We start from the raw sequence: 18,833 nt of genomic DNA, 5'->3' as shown, positions 1-18,833 counted from the left end.
GCCAGTCTGTCTTGACGATGTCTCAGTCGGGTATTGCATTAAGACGTTTGATCGTTAACCCATTGTGGGGATCGTGGCTGACATCACGCGCCTGTGCCCGGGATCAATAAAAAATCGCCCTCTCAGTGGAAAGGGCGGTGTGGTGCGTGCGCAAAGCAAGTCACGAGGATCAGACCGGCTGCGCCTGACGCATTTTTTCGCCACGGCGGCGCAGCACTTCCATCACGATCAGGAGCAACAGAGAGGCCGCAATCATAATGGTGGCCGCCGCTGCAATGGTGGGATCGAGGTTCTCGCGGATACCGGCAAACATCTGAATCGGTAGCGTCCGCTGCGTAGGGCTGGCAAGAAACAGCGTGACGACCACTTCATCAAAGGAGGTCGCGAAGGCAAATAACGCCCCGGAAAACACGCCCGGTGCAATCAGCGGCAGGGTGACTTTACAAAACGCCAGCAGTGGTGAGGCGCCGAGACTGACGGCGGCGCGCGTCAGGTTGGTGTCATAACTTTTCAGGACGGCCACGACCGTGATCACCACAAACGGGACGCCCAGCAGCGCATGAGCCAGAACCAGCCCGAGATAGCTGTTTAGCAGGGACAGTTTGGCAAAGAAGAAAAACATGCCCACCGCGATGATCACCACCGGCGCCACCATCGGTGAAATGATGACTGCCATCACCAGCGCTTTACCGCGAAAGTCACCCCGTACCAGGCCCATCGCGGCCAGTACGCCCAGCACGGTGGCCAGCAGGGTGGCCAGCGGAGCCACCAGCAGGCTGTTCATCAGCGCGCCCAGCCATTCGTTAGAATGGAAAAACGCGTCGTACCAGCGCAATGAAAAGCCACTGAGGGGATAGCTTAAAAACGAACTGGCGTTAAACGACAACGGCACGATCACCAGCACCGGCACTATTAAAAACAGCAGGGCGGCGGCACCGTAAAAATTAAACAGGTAACGCCAGACCCGCAGCAGCGTGGAACCTTGTTGACTCATCATTTGCTCCTTAACGCACCGCAGCTTCAGAAGAAGTGCGGGTAACGCGCGAATAGACCACATACAGTAACGTGACAATGATCAGTAACTGGCTGCCCAGGGCGGCGGCCATGCCCCAGTTCATCGTGCTGTTAGTAAAGAAGGCGACAAAGTAGCTGACCATCTGGTCGTCCGGGCCGCCCAGCAGGGCTGGCGTCACGTAGTAGCCAATCGCCATCATAAACACCAGCAACGCACCTGCGGTGATCCCGGCAAAGGTCTGCGGCACATAGACGCGCCAGAAGGCGACAAACGGATGCGCGCCCAGCGACACCGCCGCGCGGACGTAGCTGGGGGATATGCCTTTCATTACGGCATACAGCGGCAGCACGATAAAAGGCAGCAATATATGTGTCATGGAGATGTAAACCCCCACCCGGTTAAACACCAGGGTGAGCGGGCTGTCGATAAGCCCGGTGCCCATCAGCGTGCGGTTGATTAATCCGCCGGACTGTAACAGCACAATCCAGCTGGCCGTCCGCACAATCAGTGAGGTCCAGAAGGGCAGCAGCACCATAATCATCAACAGATTGGCCCGGTTAGAAGGCTGTTTCGCCAGCCAGTAGGCCAGCGGATAACCCAGCCCCACGCACAATAACGTCACGACGGTGGCCATCCATAAGGTGCGCAGCAGGACGTTGACATACAGCGCCTGATCCGGCGACTGCGCGGTGATTTCACCCGTTCTGGCATCGACTTTATGGTCAAACACCGACAGCAGGTAATAGCTGGTATAAGGCTTTGCTACGCGCTTCAGGGTTTGCCAGGTGGATAACTCGCCCCACAGGGGCTGTTTGTCGATAAGGGTGGCTTTGACGTTAAGGCCATCCTCGGGCGCCTGGCGCGGTACGGCCAGGATCAGGCGGCGAAACGCGTTATCTTCATAACTTAACCGCTTCGCAATCCCCGAAATCTGCCCCTGTTCGCGTGCCGCGCTGACTTCTTTTGCAAGCAGTGCATACAGGCTCTCATCCGGTAGTGCTTTACCGTCCCATTTCGCCAGGGCCTGGCTGGTTTGGGGTAAGGCGTCATTAAGCTCAGGATTGCTCACGCTCATGCTGAGGATAGAGCCGATAGGGAATAAAAAGCACACCACGACGAAAATCAGTAACGGGGCCACTAAAAACAGAGAGCGTTGTGTTTTTAACCAACCTGCCCGGTTGAACGAGTGGCGCAGGCTGAACGCGCGTTCTCTACGTCTGACGGGCGCTGAATCCATCACGGGGTTTTGACTCATGCCGACCTCCTGAAAAGGGGCTACCGGATCGCGTCCGGCAGCAGGTTATTTCGCGGCCCAGGCGTTAAAACGCTGTTCCAGTTCTTCACCATGCTCCAGCCAGAACGTGGCGTTAACCTGTACGGCTTTGGCCATGTTTTCGGGCGCTGTTGGCAGTTGAGCCAGACGATCCGCCGCCAGCAGTTTGCCTGCTTTGATATTGGCGGGGCCATAAGGAATATTTTCGGCATAGAGCTTTTGGTTCTCAGGCTGCAGCGAGAAGGCGATGAATTTCTCTGCCAGCGCTTTATGTTTTGAGCCTTTCACAATCGCCCAGTTATCGAAGTCATACAGGTTGCCATCCCAGACGATTTTAAAGTTATGGCCTTCTGCCTGGGCGGTGCCGATACGGCCGTTATAGGCCGAGGCCAGCGTCACGTCGCCTGATACCAGCCACTGCAGCGGCTGTGCCCCGGATTCCCACCACTGAATATGGGGCTTGAGTACATCAAGCTTCTTAAAGGCGCGATCCACGCCCGCAGGTGTGGCCAGCACCTTATAAACATCTTCACGCTTCACGCCATCCGCCATCAGCGCGATTTCCAGGGTATATTTTGCGCTCTTGCGCAGCGCACGTTTGCCCGGGAATTTTTCTACATCCCAAAAATCGGCCCAACTCGTGGGGGCGGTTTTCAGTTTGTTGCCATCGTAGGTCAGTACCGTTGACCAGACGAAGAAACCGGCCCCACATTCGCTGACGCTGCCTTTGGCAAAGTCCGCTTTATTGCCAATTTTGCTCCAGTCCAGGGTTTCAAACAGACCTTCTTCACAACCGCGCTCCAGTTCCGGAGTTTCCAGTTCGACGACGTCCCAGCCGATCTGTTTGGTTTCGACCATGGCGCGGATGCGGGCCATCTCACCGTTATATTCGCCTGCTTCGATGCTGTCTTTTCCCGCGGCCATGAACGGCTTATAGAACGCTTTATCCTGTGCGTCTTTATTCGTCCCGCCGAAGGACACTACCGTGAGGGTTTCCGCCTGTGCCTGCAGCGCCACGGCTGCCAGCACCATTGCCGCTATTTTTTTCATCATCCCCGAACTCCTGAATTATTCTTGTCAGGCAGAACTCACTGCCTGGTGTTTGCGTTGCAATCCTGATGCCATCAGCTCAGCTGACTGCGGAACGGGCAGCCAGCCAGCTCAACTTAGTGTTGACCGAGAATGCGGTTCAGCAGATTTAATGCCGTGCGGAACTGCGCATCCGGGATGGTCAGCGGATAAAGGAAGCGAATCACGTTACCGTGGACACCGCAGGTGAGCAGAAGTAAGCCTTCGTCCAGTGCCGCCTGCTGGATGGCTTTGGCGATGTCCGCGCGCGGTTTTCCTGTGCTGTCGCAGAACTCAGCCGCAATCATCGAACCCCGCCCACGCACGTCCGCCAGCGCGTTACAACCCGCGCCTTTCAGCGTTTCGGCCAGCTGCCCGCCCAGTTGCAGGGCGCGCTCGCACAGGTTCTCCTCACGAATCACCTCCAGTACGGCCAGTGCGGCTGCAATGGCAGGAGGACTTCCCGCATAGGTGCCACCCAGCCCGCCGGGTAACGGGGCATCCATAATCTCAGCCCGTCCGGACACGGCCGACAACGGCATCCCGCCGGCCAGGCTTTTCGCCATGGTAATCAGGTCAGGCTGCACATCGGAATAGTACTCACTGGCAAACAGTTTCCCGGTGCGGGCAAAACCACTTTGAATCTCATCGGCAATCAGCAGGATGCCGTGTTCATCGCACAGCTTACGCAGCGCGGTGACGAAGGCCGCCGGTGCGACATTGAAACCGCCTTCACCCTGGATCGGCTCATAAATGATCGCTGCGACCTGCTGCGGGCTGATATCGCAGCGAAAAATCGTTTGTACACTCTCCAGCGCGTCCTCGACGCTACAGCCATGCAGTGCATTCGGGTAGCGGGCATGAAATACTGAGCCAGCAAAAGGACCGAAACCGGTTTTGTACGGGGTCACTTTGCCGGTCAGCGACATCGTCATGTTGGTGCGCCCGTGAAACGCGCCGGTAAACGCGATGATGCCGGGACGGCCGGTCGCCGCGCGGGCAATTTTTACCGCGTTCTCAACCGCTTCCGCGCCGGTGGAGAAAAAGGTGGTTTTAGCAGGGCCGTTGAAGGGCACCCGCGCATTCAGTTTTTCCGCAAGGGCGATGTAATTTTCATAGGGCACGATCTGAAATGCAGTATGGGTAAAACAGTCGAGCTGTTCTTTGATGGCGGCGATGACCTTAGGATGACGGTGTCCGGTGTTCAGTACGGCAATGCCGGCACTGAAATCGATGATTTCGCGGCCCTCGTGATCCCACAGCGTGGCGTTTTCAGCTTTCACCGCATAGAAATCGCACATGACGCCCACGCCGCGTGGCGTGGCATTGAGACGACGGACCTGCACTTCACTGTTACTCATAACGCGACCTCGTGGTGTTTGTTTCCATATTGTTACAGTGGAATTTGCCTTCTTGGTTTTAGCGTTTTCAGGGTTTTATAATCCAGAGCCAGTTTTTTTTATTTTGAGGTACCAATTTTGCGAAGCTTACTCGGTGACCTGCTTGCACAACGGCTGGCCGCGCTGTCCGGCGGTACGCTGAATAAGCGACTGTATGACGCGCTGCAGGCGGCGATTCAGGATGGATCCATTGCCACCGCAACACGGCTGCCCGCCAGCCGCGACCTTGCTCGCGAACTCGCGGTCTCACGCAATACCGTACTGGCCGTGTATGAACAGTTGCAGTCAGAGGGGTACTTACAAACCCGCACAGGTAGCGGCACGTTTGTCAGTGCGGTGCTGCCTGAAGAGGTGCCAGGCGGGCCGCTGGTCAGGCCGGTCTCGCCGCCAATGAAGCCCGTCAGGCTGTCCCGTCGGGGATCGCGATTACTGGCAAACAGCGGTGCCGGAAGTCATCAGTGGGGGGCGTTTATGCCCGGCGTACCGGATGTCAGTCACATGCCGCACGACATCTGGCGCAAAATCCAGCTTCGTCTGAGCCGACGCCTGCCCGTTGAGAACCTGAGCTATGCCAGCCACGGCGGCTGCACCGAGCTGCAACAGGCGCTGGCCGATTACCTGCGGGTGATTCGTTCCGTCAACTGCAGCCCCGAGCAGGTACTGGTGACCGCAGGCACGCATCAGTCGCTGGATCTGCTGGCAAAGATGCTGTGCGATCCGGGTGACCGGGCGCTGGTAGAGGAACCTGGCTACTGGGGCATTCGTAACGTGCTGGCGGTGAACGGCGTTACGCTGATCCCTACGCCGGTTGACGAGCAGGGGCTGGTGCTGCCCCCGGAGCAGCCTGACAGCCCTGCGCCGCGTTTAATCTGCGTGACGCCTTCCCATCAGTATCCACTGGGTGCGGTGATGAGCCTGCAACGGCGGCATGAGTTACTGGAGCGTGCGAAGCGCAGCGGCAGTTGGGTAGTGGAAGATGACTACGATGGCGAGTTCCGTTTTTCCGGCAGCCCGATGCCCGCGCTGCAAGGGCTGGCGGCGGATGCGCCTGTCATATACCTGGGGACGTTCAGCAAAACGTTGTATCCCGGCATTCGACTCAGTTACATGGTGGTGCCTAAATCCATGGCTACGCGTATGAAAATGGCGCACTCCGAGCTCTATCGCGGCGGTTATGGGCTGGTGCAGCTCACGCTGGCCGCGTTTATCCGCGAAGGGCACTATGCGGCTCATGTACGGCGGATGCGGCAGATCTACAGTCGTCGCCGCGCGGCGCTGGTCGCCGTGATCAGCCAGTCGCTGGGGGCCGACTGGATTGTGCATCACAGCAATGCGGGGCTGCATCTGGTGCTCAGACTGCCCGACAGCATCGACGATGTGGCGTTCAGCGCTGAGCTTGAACAGTGCGGTGTGCTGACGCGCCCGCTGTCTTCCTACTACCTGCAAGGCACGCCGCAGCGTGGGTTACTTTTGGGCTATGCCTGCGTTGACGAAGCGGATATCCCCAGTGCGTTCGCGCCTGTCCTTGCCCGTCTGGAACACCACCTGCAAATCGCCTCAGTTTCCCCCTGAGGCACCACAAGTGTGCAACCTCTTACCTTGCCTGATTCTGTGATCTCATTCACGTTAATGTAATGTTAAATTTAAAAAGGTAATAAAATACAATGGCCTGCAAGAAGGCTTTGCAAGCCTGTTCGTTTTATTTTGTCAAATTCTGCTTGTGCGAATCAGCGGCGTTATGGTAGTGCTAAAAAAAGGCCCGCCAGGATTCGCATGTCAAACGGATGATGCATGAATCGTGCCGAAACCCTTTCCATCCTGTTTTCGAGAATACGCCATGAGAAATTTTGTCAGTTTCAGGAATATCAAAAAGAGCTACGACGGCGACAAGCTGGTGGTGCGCAACCTTAATCTGGACGTGGCAGAAGGGGAGTTTTTGACGCTGTTAGGGCCCTCAGGATCGGGGAAAACCACCAGCCTGATGATGCTGGCGGGCTTTGAAACGCCCACCGATGGCGAGATTCTGCTGCGTGATAAACCCCTGCACACGCTGCCGCCCCATCAGCGTGATATCGGCATGGTGTTTCAGAATTATGCGCTGTTTCCCCATATGACCGTGGCGGAGAATCTGGCATTTCCCCTATCCATACGTCGCCTGAGCAAAGCGGATATCAAAGTGCGGGTTAAGCGCGTGCTGGATATGATTAAACTGACCTCGCTGGCCGATCGCTATCCTGCCCAGATGTCGGGTGGCCAGCAGCAACGTGTAGCGCTGGCGCGGGCACTGGTTTTTGAACCCAGGCTGATCCTGATGGATGAACCGTTAGGGGCACTGGATAAACAGCTGCGTGAGCATATGCAGATGGAAATCAAGCAACTGCACAACCTGCTTGGGCTGACCATCGTTTACGTCACGCATGACCAGAGCGAAGCAATGACCATGTCAGACCGGGTCGCGGTGTTTAATGATGGCATGATTCAGCAGATGGACAGCCCGAGTAAGCTTTATGAGCAGCCAGATAATGCCTTTGTTGCACAGTTTATCGGCGAAAATAACTGCCTGTTAGCCACACAATCGGGCCAAAAGGGCGAGTATTATCAGGTGGCACTGGATAATGGCGTTCATCTGGACGCGCTGAAAGTCCGACCCAGTTCGCCTGGCAAACGTATCCAGCTCAGCATCCGGCCCGAACGCATCAACGTGAACGCACCAAAACCGGGCGACCAGTCTGTGCAGGCTACCATTCAACAGTTTATCTATCTGGGTGATCATGTCCGCATGCTGACCGACGTGGCCGGGCAGGGGAATTTTATGGTGAAACTGGCCTCATCCGATGTCGCGCCTGAGTGGAAACCGGGGAGCGAGGTTATGCTTTCCTGGCAGCCACAGCATTTACGTGCACTGGATGTGACATTGCAATAAAAAAAGAGCATGCGGGCGGCATGCTCTTTGTTCTCACTACCGGTCAGGCGGTTTGTTACTGGCCTTCCGCCTGGAGTGACTGAATCGCTGTCAGGGCAATGGTATAGACGATGTCGTCCACCAGCGCACCGCGCGACAGGTCGTTAACGGGTTTACGCATCCCTTGCAGCATCGGCCCGATAGAAATCAGATCGGCTGAGCGCTGCACCGCTTTATAGGTGGTGTTACCGGTATTCAGATCCGGGAAGATAAATACCGTTGCGCGACCCGCGACCTGCGAGTTTGGCGCTTTCGATTTCGCGACGTCTTCCATAATCGCCGCGTCATACTGCAGCGGACCGTCAATGACCAGATCCGGGCGTTTTTCCTGTGCCAGACGGGTAGCTTCGCGCACTTTTTCGACGTCGCTTCCTGCCCCGGAGTTACCGGTCGAGTAGGAGATCATCGCCACGCGCGGATCAATACCGAAGGCTTTGGCGGAATCGGCAGACTGGATAGCAATTTCAGCCAGCTGTTCAGCGGTAGGATCCGGGTTAATCGCGCAGTCGCCATAGACCAGCACCTGCTCCGGCAGCAGCATAAAGAATACCGACGAGACCAGAGAGCTGTTCGGGGCGGTTTTAATCAGTTGTAACGGCGGACGAATGGTATTGGCCGTGGTATGCACCGCACCTGAAACCAGGCCGTCTACCTCGCCACGCTCCAGCATCATGGTACCGAGCACCACGTTGTCTTCCAGCTGTTCCTGCGCCACCACTTCGGTCATGCCTTTGTTTTTACGCAGTTCAACCAGACGCGGAACGTAGTTCTGGCGAACCACTTCAGGGTCAACAATCTCAATGCCTTTACCCAGCTCAACGCCCTGTACTGCGGCCACGCGCTGAATTTCATCCGGGTTACCTAACAGCACGCAGGTAGCAATGCCGCGATCGGCACAGATCGCGGCCGCTTTCACGGTGCGAGGCTCATCGCCTTCTGGCAGGACGATGCGTTTACCGGCTTTACGTGCCAGCTCGGTCAACTGATAACGGAATGCCGGCGGGGACAGACGACGGCTGCGTTCAGAGGTGGCGGTCAGCGACTCAATCCAGTCTGCATTGATGTAGCCTGCGACATATTCCTGCACTTTCTCAATGCGCTGTGTGTCGTCTACCGGCACTTCCAGATTGAAGCTTTGCAGACTCAGTGATGTCTGCCAGGTATTGGTTTTGACCATAAAGACCGGCAGACCGGTCTGGAACGCGCGTTCGCACAGTTTGGCGATCCGCTCGTCGATCTCGTAGTTACCGGTTAACAGAATAGCCCCAATCTCTACGCCGTTCATGGCGGCCAGACAGGCGGCAACCAGTACATCCGGACGGTCTGCGGAGGTGACCAGCAGCGAGCCTGGACGGAAGTGCTCAAGCATATGAGGAATGCTGCGGGCACAGAAGGTTACCGACTTCACGCGGCGCGTCTGAATTTCACCTTCATTAATGATGCGCGCGTTCAGGTGGCGGCACATATCAATCGCGCGGGTCGCGATCAGATCAAAGCTCCACGGCACGCAACCCAGGATGGGCAACGGGCTGTTGGCAAACAATTGGTCGGGATTGATATTGGCAATGCTGGCCTTCGTGGAATCATCGAAGATTTCAGACAGGTCGGGACGCGTCCGGCCCTGTTCGTCGACCGGCGCGTTCAGCTTGTTAATAATGACGCCGGTGATGTTTTTATTCTTCGCACCGCCAAAGCTGCTTTGCGTCAGTTCGATACGTTCTTTAAGCTGGGCCGGCGAGTCATTACCCAGCGCGGTCACAAACACAATTTCAGCGTTCAGCGTTTTGGCAATTTCGTAGTTAAGGGCGCTGGCAAACTGATGTTTGCGCGTGGGCACCAGGCCCTCCACCAGCACCACTTCTGCATCCTGCGTATTCGCATGATAGCGGGCAATAATTTCTTCCATCAGCACGTCCTGCTGATTGGACCCCAGCAAGGATTCAACGCGTGACATGGGCAGCGGTTCTGCCGCAGGAATACCGGAATTTTTGCGTACGATGCTGGTGGTTTGGTCGGGCGCATTGCCACCGGCGCGTGGTTGAGCAATGGGTTTGAAAACGCTCAGTCGAACGCCTTTACGTTCCATGGCGCGAATAACGCCAAGGCTAACGCTGGTCAAGCCGACGCTGGTGCCGGTCGGAATGAGCATAATTGTACGTGACACAATTGCACCTCTCAGAGTTCACTGGGTGTCAAAATAACACCGTCAGCCTGAGCTGACGGAGAAAGGATATCAGGCGGTAAGACGCGCGGCGTCCCTGGCGATGACTAACTCTTCATTCGTTGGGATAACCAGTGCCGGGCGCGTGCCCTCTTTGTTGATGAAGCCCGCTTTACCAAAACGCGCGGCCAGGTTGCGGTCATGATCGAGTTCAAAGCCCAGCAGAGCCAGTTTCTTCAGCGTTAACTCGCGGACCATCGCCGCATTTTCACCGATACCACCGGTGAAGATCACGCCATCAAGACGGCCGTCCATCAGCGCAGTATAGCTGCCGATGTATTTGGCGAGGCGATGGCAGAATACGTCCATTGCGCGTTTGGCATCGTCTTTCGTGGCGTAATTATCTTCAACGTAGCGGCAGTCGCTGGTGACTTCGGTCAGCCCTAACAGACCGGACTCTTTGGTCAGCATCTTGTTGATAGCATCCACGTTCATGCCCAATGTATCGTGCAGGAAGAAGATGATGGCCGGATCAATATCACCGCTGCGGGTGCCCATCACCAGGCCTTCCAGCGGCGTCAGCCCCATGGAGGTATCCACACATTCGCCGTTACGGATGGCAGAAACCGATCCACCGTTACCGAGGTGACAGGTGATGATATTCAGGGTTTCCAGCGGCTTATTCAGCATTTTTGCCGCTTCGTGGGTCACATAGTAGTGGCTGGTACCGTGCGCACCGTAGCGACGCACGCCGTGATCTTTGTAGAGCGCATAGGGCAGCGCATAGAGATAGGATTCTTCCGGCATTGTCTGATGGAAAGCGGTGTCAAAAACCGCCACATTCTTGTCAGACAAATGGGGGAAGTTTTTCATCGCTTCATCAATGCCGATCAGGCCCGCAGGATTATGCAGCGGTGCAAAAGAAGCGGCATCTTTGATACCCTGAACGACAGCGTCAGAGATCACGACCGATTGCGTCAATTTTTCACCGCCGTGGACGATGCGATGACCTATTGCAGCGATTTGTGCCGAAAGCTCTGGTTTTTGTGCCAGAATTGTTTTAACAATGAAATTCAGTGCTTCGCTGTGGGCAGCGCCAGCACCTAAAGGTGCTTCCTGTTTTTGGCCGTCAAGCTTCCACTTGATCCGCGCTTCGGGCAGGTGAAAACATTCAGCCAGACCTGACAGAAATTCGTCTCCGGTGGTGGGATTCAGAATGGCAAACTTAAGGGATGAGCTGCCGCAGTTCAGGACCAGTACTAACTTACTCGACATGGAAGTACCTATTTGTTAAAAGTGGCTAAAAAAAACGCAATCAGACATACAGCGTAGCCTATTGAAGCTGCCAGATTAATGACAAAAGTCATACCCGGGTCAAAATAATGCGTTATACGCAAAAAAAAAGTTGAGTTTTTACGCATAAATTTTAAATCACGCTTAAAACGGGTCTTATCGCCTCTGTGACAAAGAAGGTTGCGACACTGACGCGACTAAAACGGCGTCAGAATAGCCGGAGTCACCTTTAAAGACAAAAAGATTTGAAGGATGTTACGTAAAGTTGTGTCGTTATAGTTATTTTTCAAAAAATACAGCATTAGTTGAGGCGAGCCATGGCGAATCAATCTAACACGGGCTGGTTCCGGATGTTTCAGCGCGGACAGCATTATATGAAGACGTGGCCCAATGATAAACGTCTGGCACCGGTCTTTCCCGAAAACCGGGTATCATCGGCCACACGTTTTGCCATTCGCTTTATGCCCCCGCTGGCGGTGTTTACACTGACCTGGCAGATCGCGATGGGTGGGCAACTGGGCCCTGCCGTCGCGACAGCGCTTTTCGCCTGCAGTTTACCGATGCAGGGATTGTGGTGGCTGGGCAAACGTTCAGTCACGCCGCTGCCGCCGACGCTTCTGCGCTGGTTTCATGACGTGCGCACCAAACTGGAAGCCGCAGGGCAGGCGATTGCGCCGGTTGAAGGCACGCCAACCTATCAGGCGCTTGCCGATCTGCTGAAGCGCGCCTTTAAGCAACTGGACCGGACTTTTCTGGACGATCTCTAACCTGCAGCGTGCCGAAATATTGCATGTGAATCTGTGGTTAAATCAATGAAAAGCGATGTGGCAACCTCCGCATCGCTCCCCCTGTGTCATCATCCTTCCATCGTATAAAACCTGAACAGCCTCTGGGCTGAGGGAGAGAAAGATGGAAATGACCCACGCACAACGCTTAATTCTGGCGAACCAGTACAAAATGATGGCGATGCTGGAGCCTGAGAATGCGGAGCGCTTTCGGCGTTATCAGACCATTATTGAGCGCGGCTACAGCCTGCAGATGCGTGAACTGGATAAAGAGTTCGGCGAACTCTCTGAAGCCACCTGCCGTACGCTCATCGACATCATGGAAATGCACCATGCGCTACAGATTTCCTGGTCTAATCTGAAAACCGAAGGAGAGATCGATACCCGGCGCCTGGCGTTTCTGGGATTTGATGCGGCTACGGAATCCCGCTACCTTGGCTATGTACGCTTTATGGTGAATACGGAAGGGCGCTACACGCATTTTGATTCCGGCACGCACGGCTTCAATGCACAAACACCGATGTGGGAAAAGTATCAACGCATGCTGGCTTTATGGCAGACTTGTCCCCGCCAGTACCATTTAAGCGTAAACGAGATTGCGCAAATCATTAACGCCTGATGAGGAGTGACGTGTGGAGTACAGTGGTTTTTTGTTTGATTTAGACGGCACCTTAGTGGATTCATTACCGGCGGTTGAACGTGCCTGGTCTAACTGGGGCGCACGTCATGGCATTGCGGCTGATGAGATTCTGGACTTCATTCACGGTAAACAGGCAATCACCTCCCTGCGTCATTTTATGGCCGGTCAGTCAGAGGCCGCGATTCAGGCCGAGTTCCTGGCACTGGAAAAAACGGAAGCGGAAGATACGGACGGTGTGAAGGCGTTACCAGGTGCCCTGGCGCTGCTCACTCAGCTTAATGAACTGCAGATCCCCTGGGCGATTGTTACTTCAGGTTCTGTGCCAGTGGCTCATGCCCGCCACAAAGCGGCGGGCCTGCCTCTGCCTGCGGTCTTCATTACGGCTGAGCAGGTAGCAAAGGGTAAGCCTGAACCCGATCCCTACCTGCTGGGTGCCGAAAGGCTGAAACTGTCTCCAGCCGACTGTGTTGTGGTTGAAGATGCGCCTGCTGGCGTGATGGCCGGGCTGTCGGCGGGCTGTGCCGTCATTGCTGTCAATGCGCCAGACGAGACACCGCGACTGGATGACGTGGCGCTGCGCCTGACTTCACTGGCGTCACTAATCATTACCAGACAGCCAGCGGGTAAGTTTGCCTTTCACAGCCAGCCTTAAGTGCAGAGTGGCGGCATCGGGCCGCCCGAATCAGAGCGGTGTATCTTGCGAGATTTCGTCCAGAGACAGGCTAAAGCTTGGGATAAACACCTCAACAAAATAGCTCATTTCAGGCGAGCGACGCTGAGTCAGGGTTTTTTCCAGCCGCGCCTTGGCGAGTAAGAATTCATTGTTGCCTGCCGACAACTCTTCCAGGCATTTAACGTAGGCGCAGAGTGCGTCGGCCTGCTTCACTACCGCTTTCTCATCTTCACTGTGCAGATGTTCATCAATCAGCGGGCGATAAACGTCCTGCAACTCGTCGGGCAGCATCTCAATCAACTTCTGCTGCGCGATTTTCTCAATCTTTTTGTATTCATGGGCAATTTGCGCGTTGTAATACTTCACCGGGGTAGGCAAATCGCCCGTGAGCACTTCACTGGCATCATGGTACAGCGCCATCATCGCGATGCGCTCGGCATTCAGGTTACCGTTAAACTTTTTGTTCTTGATGATGGCCAGCGCATGGGCGACCATCGCCACCTGTAAACTGTGTTCAGAGACGTTTTCGGTCCGCACGTTACGCATCAGTGGCCAGCGGTTAATCAGTTTGAGGCGTGAGAGGTGGGCGAAGAAATGGCTTTGAGTCATGGTCGTTCCTGTTTACGACAGGGGAGAGGTCAACTCTCCCCAAAATGACATCAGTATAGATGCAACAGGACTACTGGCGGTAGCCTTGCAGGAAACGGCCAAACTTATTGATGGCCATTTCCAGGTCATCGACGCGCGGCAGGGTTACGATACGCAGATGATCGGGCCACGGCCAGTTAAACGCGGTGCCCTGCACCAGCAGCACTTTTTCCTGTAACAGGAAGTCCAGCACCATCTTCTGGTCGTCCTGAATATTGAATTTTTTGGCATCAATTTTCGGGAACATGTACAGCGCTCCCTCCGGCTTCACACAACTGACGCCGGGAATATCGTTGATCAGTTCCCAGGCACGCTGACGCTGTTCGTAGAGACGACCACCCGGTGCGATGAACTCGCTGATGCTCTGATATCCCCCCAGGGCGGTCTGAATTGCGTGCTGCGCCGGAACGTTGGCGCACAGGCGCATGGAAGCCAGCATTTCCAGCCCTTCTATATAGCCTTTTGCGTGCTTTTTCGGACCATTCAGCACCATCCAGCCCTGACGGAAGCCCGCCACGCGGTAGGTTTTTGACAGGCCGTTAAACGTGACCGTTAACAAGTCCGGTGCCAGTGCGGCAATAGAGTGGTGCTGTGCGGCATCGTAGAGGATCTTATCGTAGATCTCGTCAGCAAATATAATCAGGTTATGCTGACGGGCTATCTCAACCACGTCCATCAGCAGCTCTTTGCTGTAAACCGCACCGGTGGGGTTGTTGGGGTTGATGATAACAATGCCGCGAGTGCGTGGCGTAATTTTGCTACGAATATCGTCCAGGTCCGGGAACCAGCCGGCGGACTCATCACACAAATAGTGCACGGCTTTTCCGCTCGACAGCGACACGGCTGCCGTCCAGAGCGGATAGTCCGGTGCCGGAACCAGCATTTCATCTCCGCTGTTCAGCAGCGCCTGCATCGCCTGAACGATCAGTTCTGAGACACCGTTTCCAATGTAGATATCTTCTACTGTGACATCGCGCATATCCCGCGCCTGATAATGCTGCATGATGGCCTTTCGGGCGGAATAGAGCCCTTTGGAATCGCAATAACCTTGTGCACTGGGCAGGTTACGGATCACATCCACCAGAATTTCATCGGGCGCTTCAAAGCCAAACGGCGCGGGGTTACCGATGTTCAACTTGAGAACTTTATTACCTTCTTCTTCCAGGCGCTTGGCCTCTTTTAAAACCGGCCCACGAATGTCATAACACACATTGTCCAGTTTGCCGGATTTATCAATTTGAAAAGTCATTTTTGGCCGCCTTAATATGCAGAATCCTTTTGCCTGCCGCTGAAAACAAACCTGCACAATGTACTCTCCTCACGAACACAAAAGAAGGGCGCGAGGTGGTTTTGGCGTCTTCAGCATCTTTGTCTCCGTCCAGACGACGTAATGCATATTGCTTATGACCCTGTATGGTTTAAAAGTCTGCTTTAGTCATCATTAATGGTTTTTTATGCTGCCTGATAAAAAGGCTTTGTTTGGCGCGTTGCTGTTTTTTTTATGCCGACAGGGAACGTAATTGACATAGTGAAATCAGAACAGGCCTAATGCGTCATAAATGAAATAGTTTAATTATGCTTTATTGATGCATAAATTTTGCACGATAGTGCATAGCGTAAGTAGGGTGTGACAGCCGTGCATTAATCGTTAATACGGTTAACTATTTTATCTCTAAGGACTTTTTTCCGTTTTTTGAAGCCAGGCTAAAAAACAGAGAGCATCTTTAGTACAGGTTTACCTGTCTAAAAGTCTTATTCACTGTTTTTGGACGGGTTGAATGCGCACAGGACGTGTTGGAAAATGCGATCCGATCAAAATTTGCAATGCTTTTCATAAAAACATTTCCATTTTGCGGTCAAAAATGATTAAGTATAATTTACTATTTGATGTGATTAAACGCGATACAGCGTGTGTGTATGACAGACCCATTTACCCCGGCGTAATGACTTTTTTGGGGTTGAAAAAGACAACTACACAGCTTCCCGCAATTTTGCATCCAGTGCCTTCGGTACAGAAGTTGTCTCTGTCTTCAGGTCACGGCTTCCGTGTTTTACAGGAACGTGCCGTGCGCCTTCGTAAGTAAATTTTATGTCGGCCCTGTGTTGGGACGGCATGAAGCATCATTACCGCTTATCGCTTTGATAAGCTTGTAATAACACCAGGATAGTAGTTCTTAAAACTCTAATAAGTGAAGAAAAACATGACTAATGCAAATCGTCCGATACTTAATCTTGATCTCGATCTGCTTCGAACTTTTGTTGCTGTTGCGGATTTAAACACCTTTGCAGCCGCGGCTGCTGCGGTATGCAGAACGCAATCGGCAGTAAGTCAGCAGATGCAGCGTCTGGAACAACTGGTCGGTAAAGAGTTGTTTGCCAGGCATGGCCGCAACAAATTATTAACAGAACATGGCATTCAGCTTCTGGGTTATGCCAGAAAAATTCTGCGTTTTAACGATGAAGCCTGCACATCGCTGATGTACAGCAATATTCAGGGCGTTCTGACAATCGGTGCGTCAGACGATACGTCCGATACCATTCTGCCGTTCCTGTTAAACCGCGTTACCTCTGTTTATCCCAAACTGGCCATTGACGTTCGTGTGAAACGCAATCCATTTATGATGGAAATGCTGAATCAGGGCGAAGTCGATCTGGTTGTTACCACCTCCAGTCCGGGTAACTTTACACATCAGGTACTGCGGACATCGCCAACCCTGTGGTATTGCGCAGCGGACTATGTGTTCCAGCGTGGGGAAGCGATCCCACTGGTATTGCTGGATGAACCCAGCCCTTACCGTGATATGGCGATTGACCATCTGAACGAAGCAGGCATTCCCTGGCGCATCTCTTACGTCGCTTCAACGCTGGCAGCGGTGCGTGCTGCCGTTAAAGCTGGTTTAGGCGTGACCGCGCGTCCGGTGGAGATGATGAGCCCTGAACTGCGCGTAATGGGTGCAGCAGAAGGATTACCGGTGCTGCCAGATACTCAGTATCTGCTGTGCCGCAACGCGGACAACGACAACGAACTGGCGCTGGCCATTTTCAACGCCATGCAGTCTACCCACGATCCCTACAACATGATCGGCAATGCCGATGGTGCCTTACTGCTGGACGACGAAGAGTAAATCCCGTCTTCTTTCGCAAAAAATGCGAAATCTGCCGGCACGTTAATCTGAGTAAATGCGCCTTTTGTTCTGTAACCGGAACAAGAGGCTTTTTTTTGCTGCTTTTCTGACCCGCGGTTTTCTTTTTCAGTTCTGTTCTGTCAATTACCTGTTCATACTCTGATCAACAGGGCGAGTGGGGAAGGGAAAGCACGAAGTGGAGATTTGTTGATGCGAATCAGGCTGATAACTGATTAAATTTAACACAAAAATGATAATTCTGTGTTCTGGATCAACAAAATAGCCCTTCTAAAAGCAAGGCAATCTCGCCGAATCCTGTCAAACTATGCGCGTTGATAACGCGATCCACACGTTGAAATACCCGCTACACTGAAATTACCCCTACAGACTGAAGCGATTTAGCTGGAAACACGCGCGTCATATGTTAATAATATGATGCAGGTGTAAAATAATGTTTGGATACTTTTGTCAAAGTTGACAAAAGGTTATAGAAAGGAGTAAAAAACCACATAAAATTGCTGCTTATTGCACAGTAACAGCAAAATTTGTAAGGTTTTTATCCTTCCCTTTGAATCGATGTGGTGAGTTTGCTGCCAGAACCAGAGCAGGATGCCAGCGCCACTTTTGATGAGTAAGCAATGAGTATGTCAACTACCACCGAAATCATCGCTCAGCATTGGGCATTCATCGTTTTTATCGTCATCGCATTTGGCCTCTGTGCGTTTATGTTGACCGGAGGATGGCTGTTAGGCGGCAGAGCTCGTGCCCGTCATAAAGACACGCCTTTCGAATCCGGTATTGAATCCGTGGGTGATACTCACATCCGCTTATCCGCCAAATTCTACCTGGTGGCGATGTTCTTCGTTATCTTCGACGTCGAAGCTCTCTTTTTATACGCATGGGCGACCTCAATCCGTGAAAGTGGATGGGTCGGCTTTGTGGAAGCCGCAATTTTCATTTTGGTGCTCCTGGCGGGCCTGGTTTATCTGGTGCGCATTGGCGCGTTGGACTGGACTCCTGCACGCCGCCGAATCGTGGTTAAAACTCCCACGGTAAGTCACACCAATCCTCACAAGCAGTAAAAGAGAGGCAATAAGATGGACTATACGCTCACCCGCATAGACCCGAACGGTGGTGAGAACGACCGTTACCCTCTGCAAAAGCAGGAAATCGTCAGCGATCCGCTGGAGCAGCACGTTCATCGCAGCGTTTACATGGGCAAGCTCGAACATGCCCTGCACGACATGGTGAACTGGGGACGTAAGAATTCCCTGTGGCCCTACAACTTTGGTCTTTCCTGCTGCTACGTTGAGATGACCACCTCCTTCACCGCCGTGCACGATGTGGCGCGTTTTGGTGCTGAGGTTATGCGTGCCTCACCGCGTCAGGCCGACTTTATGGTTATTGCCGGTACGCCGTTCACTAAAATGGCCCCGGTGATTCAGCGTTTGTACGATCAGATGCTGGAGCCGAAATGGGTCATTTCCATGGGGGCCTGTGCTAACTCAGGCGGCATGTACGATATCTATTCTGTCGTGCAGGGCGTGGATAAATTCCTGCCGGTTGACGTTTACATTCCAGGTTGCCCACCGCGTCCTGAAGCCTACATGCAGGCTCTGCTGTTACTGCAGGAGTCGATTGGTAAAGAGCGTCGTCCTCTGTCCTGGGTGGTCGGCGATCAGGGCGTTTACCGTGCCAATATGCAGTCTGAGCGTGAACGTAAGCGTGGCGAGCGTATTGCAGTAACCAACCTGCGTACACCAGACGAAGTTTAAGTTAACCGTATGGAT

Annotated in this window: 16 protein-coding genes; 8 read left to right on the top strand and 8 right to left on the bottom strand. The window is 53.7% G+C overall.

Translation table 11 applies throughout. The annotated features are described in order from the left end of the window. Positions 1 to 169: 169 nt before the first annotated feature. The 4 genes from RAC65_RS09090 to RAC65_RS09075 form a co-directional block, all read right to left on the bottom strand. Complete coding sequence (locus tag RAC65_RS09090) at positions 170 to 994, bottom strand: ABC transporter permease (protein ID WP_375096668.1); 825 nt, start codon at positions 992 to 994, stop codon at positions 170 to 172. Between the two features lie 10 nt (positions 995 to 1,004). Then, positions 1,005 to 2,270, bottom strand: a complete 1,266-nt coding sequence (locus tag RAC65_RS09085) for an ABC transporter permease (protein ID WP_205956787.1) — start codon at positions 2,268 to 2,270, stop codon at positions 1,005 to 1,007. Between the two features lie 45 nt (positions 2,271 to 2,315). Further along, the gene (locus RAC65_RS09080; protein ID WP_375096616.1) at positions 2,316 to 3,341 is read right to left on the bottom strand and encodes an ABC transporter substrate-binding protein; all 1,026 of its coding nucleotides are present in this window, start codon (positions 3,339 to 3,341) and stop codon (positions 2,316 to 2,318) included. A gap of 113 nt (positions 3,342 to 3,454) precedes the next feature. After that, positions 3,455 to 4,717 (bottom strand): 4-aminobutyrate--2-oxoglutarate transaminase, encoded by a 1,263-nt coding sequence (locus RAC65_RS09075; protein WP_375096615.1) that lies wholly within the window; start codon positions 4,715 to 4,717, stop codon positions 3,455 to 3,457. 117 nt (positions 4,718 to 4,834) lie between these two features. On the opposite strand from RAC65_RS09075, the gene RAC65_RS09070 reads away from it, so the two are divergent. Further along, positions 4,835 to 6,328, top strand: a complete 1,494-nt coding sequence (locus RAC65_RS09070; protein WP_033740646.1) for a PLP-dependent aminotransferase family protein — start codon at positions 4,835 to 4,837, stop codon at positions 6,326 to 6,328. A 265-nt stretch (positions 6,329 to 6,593) separates the two neighbouring features. Further along, positions 6,594 to 7,679, top strand: coding sequence for an ABC transporter ATP-binding protein (locus RAC65_RS09065; protein WP_039339690.1), 1,086 nt, complete (start codon positions 6,594 to 6,596; stop codon positions 7,677 to 7,679). Between the two features lie 55 nt (positions 7,680 to 7,734). On the opposite strand, the gene pta is transcribed toward RAC65_RS09065, so the two are convergent. Continuing rightward, entirely contained in the window at positions 7,735 to 9,882 is a 2,148-nt protein-coding gene (gene pta / locus RAC65_RS09060; RefSeq protein ID WP_006120035.1) for a phosphate acetyltransferase, read from the bottom strand. A 69-nt stretch (positions 9,883 to 9,951) separates the two neighbouring features. After that, positions 9,952 to 11,154, bottom strand: a complete 1,203-nt coding sequence (ackA, locus tag RAC65_RS09055; RefSeq protein WP_033740641.1) for an acetate kinase — start codon at positions 11,152 to 11,154, stop codon at positions 9,952 to 9,954. 335 nt (positions 11,155 to 11,489) lie between these two features. On the opposite strand from ackA, the gene yfbV reads away from it, so the two are divergent. From yfbV to RAC65_RS09040, 3 genes are all read left to right on the top strand, one after another. Continuing rightward, complete coding sequence (yfbV, locus tag RAC65_RS09050; RefSeq protein WP_054633417.1) at positions 11,490 to 11,939, top strand: terminus macrodomain insulation protein YfbV; 450 nt, start codon at positions 11,490 to 11,492, stop codon at positions 11,937 to 11,939. 142 nt (positions 11,940 to 12,081) lie between these two features. Then, positions 12,082 to 12,576 (top strand): YfbU family protein, encoded by a 495-nt coding sequence (locus RAC65_RS09045; protein WP_006120032.1) that lies wholly within the window; start codon positions 12,082 to 12,084, stop codon positions 12,574 to 12,576. A gap of 13 nt (positions 12,577 to 12,589) precedes the next feature. After that, a complete protein-coding gene (locus RAC65_RS09040) occupies positions 12,590 to 13,249 on the top strand; it encodes a sugar phosphatase (RefSeq protein ID WP_033740639.1) in 660 nt (219 codons plus the stop codon). A 30-nt stretch (positions 13,250 to 13,279) separates the two neighbouring features. Here RAC65_RS09040 and yfbR read toward each other — a convergent pair whose 3' ends face one another. Both yfbR and RAC65_RS09030 read right to left on the bottom strand, forming a co-directional pair. After that, positions 13,280 to 13,879 carry a 5'-deoxynucleotidase gene (yfbR, locus tag RAC65_RS09035; RefSeq protein ID WP_006120030.1) on the bottom strand — a complete coding sequence of 200 codons (600 nt, stop codon included), beginning with the start codon at positions 13,877 to 13,879 and terminating at the stop codon, positions 13,280 to 13,282. Between the two features lie 70 nt (positions 13,880 to 13,949). Further along, on the bottom strand, positions 13,950 to 15,167 hold the full coding sequence (locus RAC65_RS09030; RefSeq protein WP_033740636.1) for a pyridoxal phosphate-dependent aminotransferase: 1,218 nt from the start codon (positions 15,165 to 15,167) through the stop codon (positions 13,950 to 13,952). Between the two features lie 952 nt (positions 15,168 to 16,119). On the opposite strand from RAC65_RS09030, the gene lrhA reads away from it, so the two are divergent. The 3 genes from lrhA to RAC65_RS09015 all read left to right on the top strand — a co-directional run bounded on the left by lrhA (position 16,120) and on the right by RAC65_RS09015 (position 18,818). After that, a complete protein-coding gene (gene lrhA, locus RAC65_RS09025) occupies positions 16,120 to 17,043 on the top strand; it encodes a transcriptional regulator LrhA (RefSeq protein ID WP_033740635.1) in 924 nt (307 codons plus the stop codon). Between the two features lie 638 nt (positions 17,044 to 17,681). Next, on the top strand, positions 17,682 to 18,125 hold the full coding sequence (locus RAC65_RS09020) for an NADH-quinone oxidoreductase subunit A (RefSeq protein ID WP_006120027.1): 444 nt from the start codon (positions 17,682 to 17,684) through the stop codon (positions 18,123 to 18,125). Between the two features lie 15 nt (positions 18,126 to 18,140). Next, positions 18,141 to 18,818 carry an NADH-quinone oxidoreductase subunit B family protein gene (locus RAC65_RS09015; RefSeq protein WP_006120026.1) on the top strand — a complete coding sequence of 226 codons (678 nt, stop codon included), beginning with the start codon at positions 18,141 to 18,143 and terminating at the stop codon, positions 18,816 to 18,818. Positions 18,819 to 18,833 lie beyond the last annotated feature (15 nt).

The sequence above is a fragment of the Pantoea sp. BS_8 genome, assembly GCF_041954965.1.
Lineage (GTDB): Bacteria > Pseudomonadota > Gammaproteobacteria > Enterobacterales > Enterobacteriaceae > Pantoea > Pantoea stewartii.
This window is presented reverse-complemented; position numbering and strand designations above follow the sequence as displayed.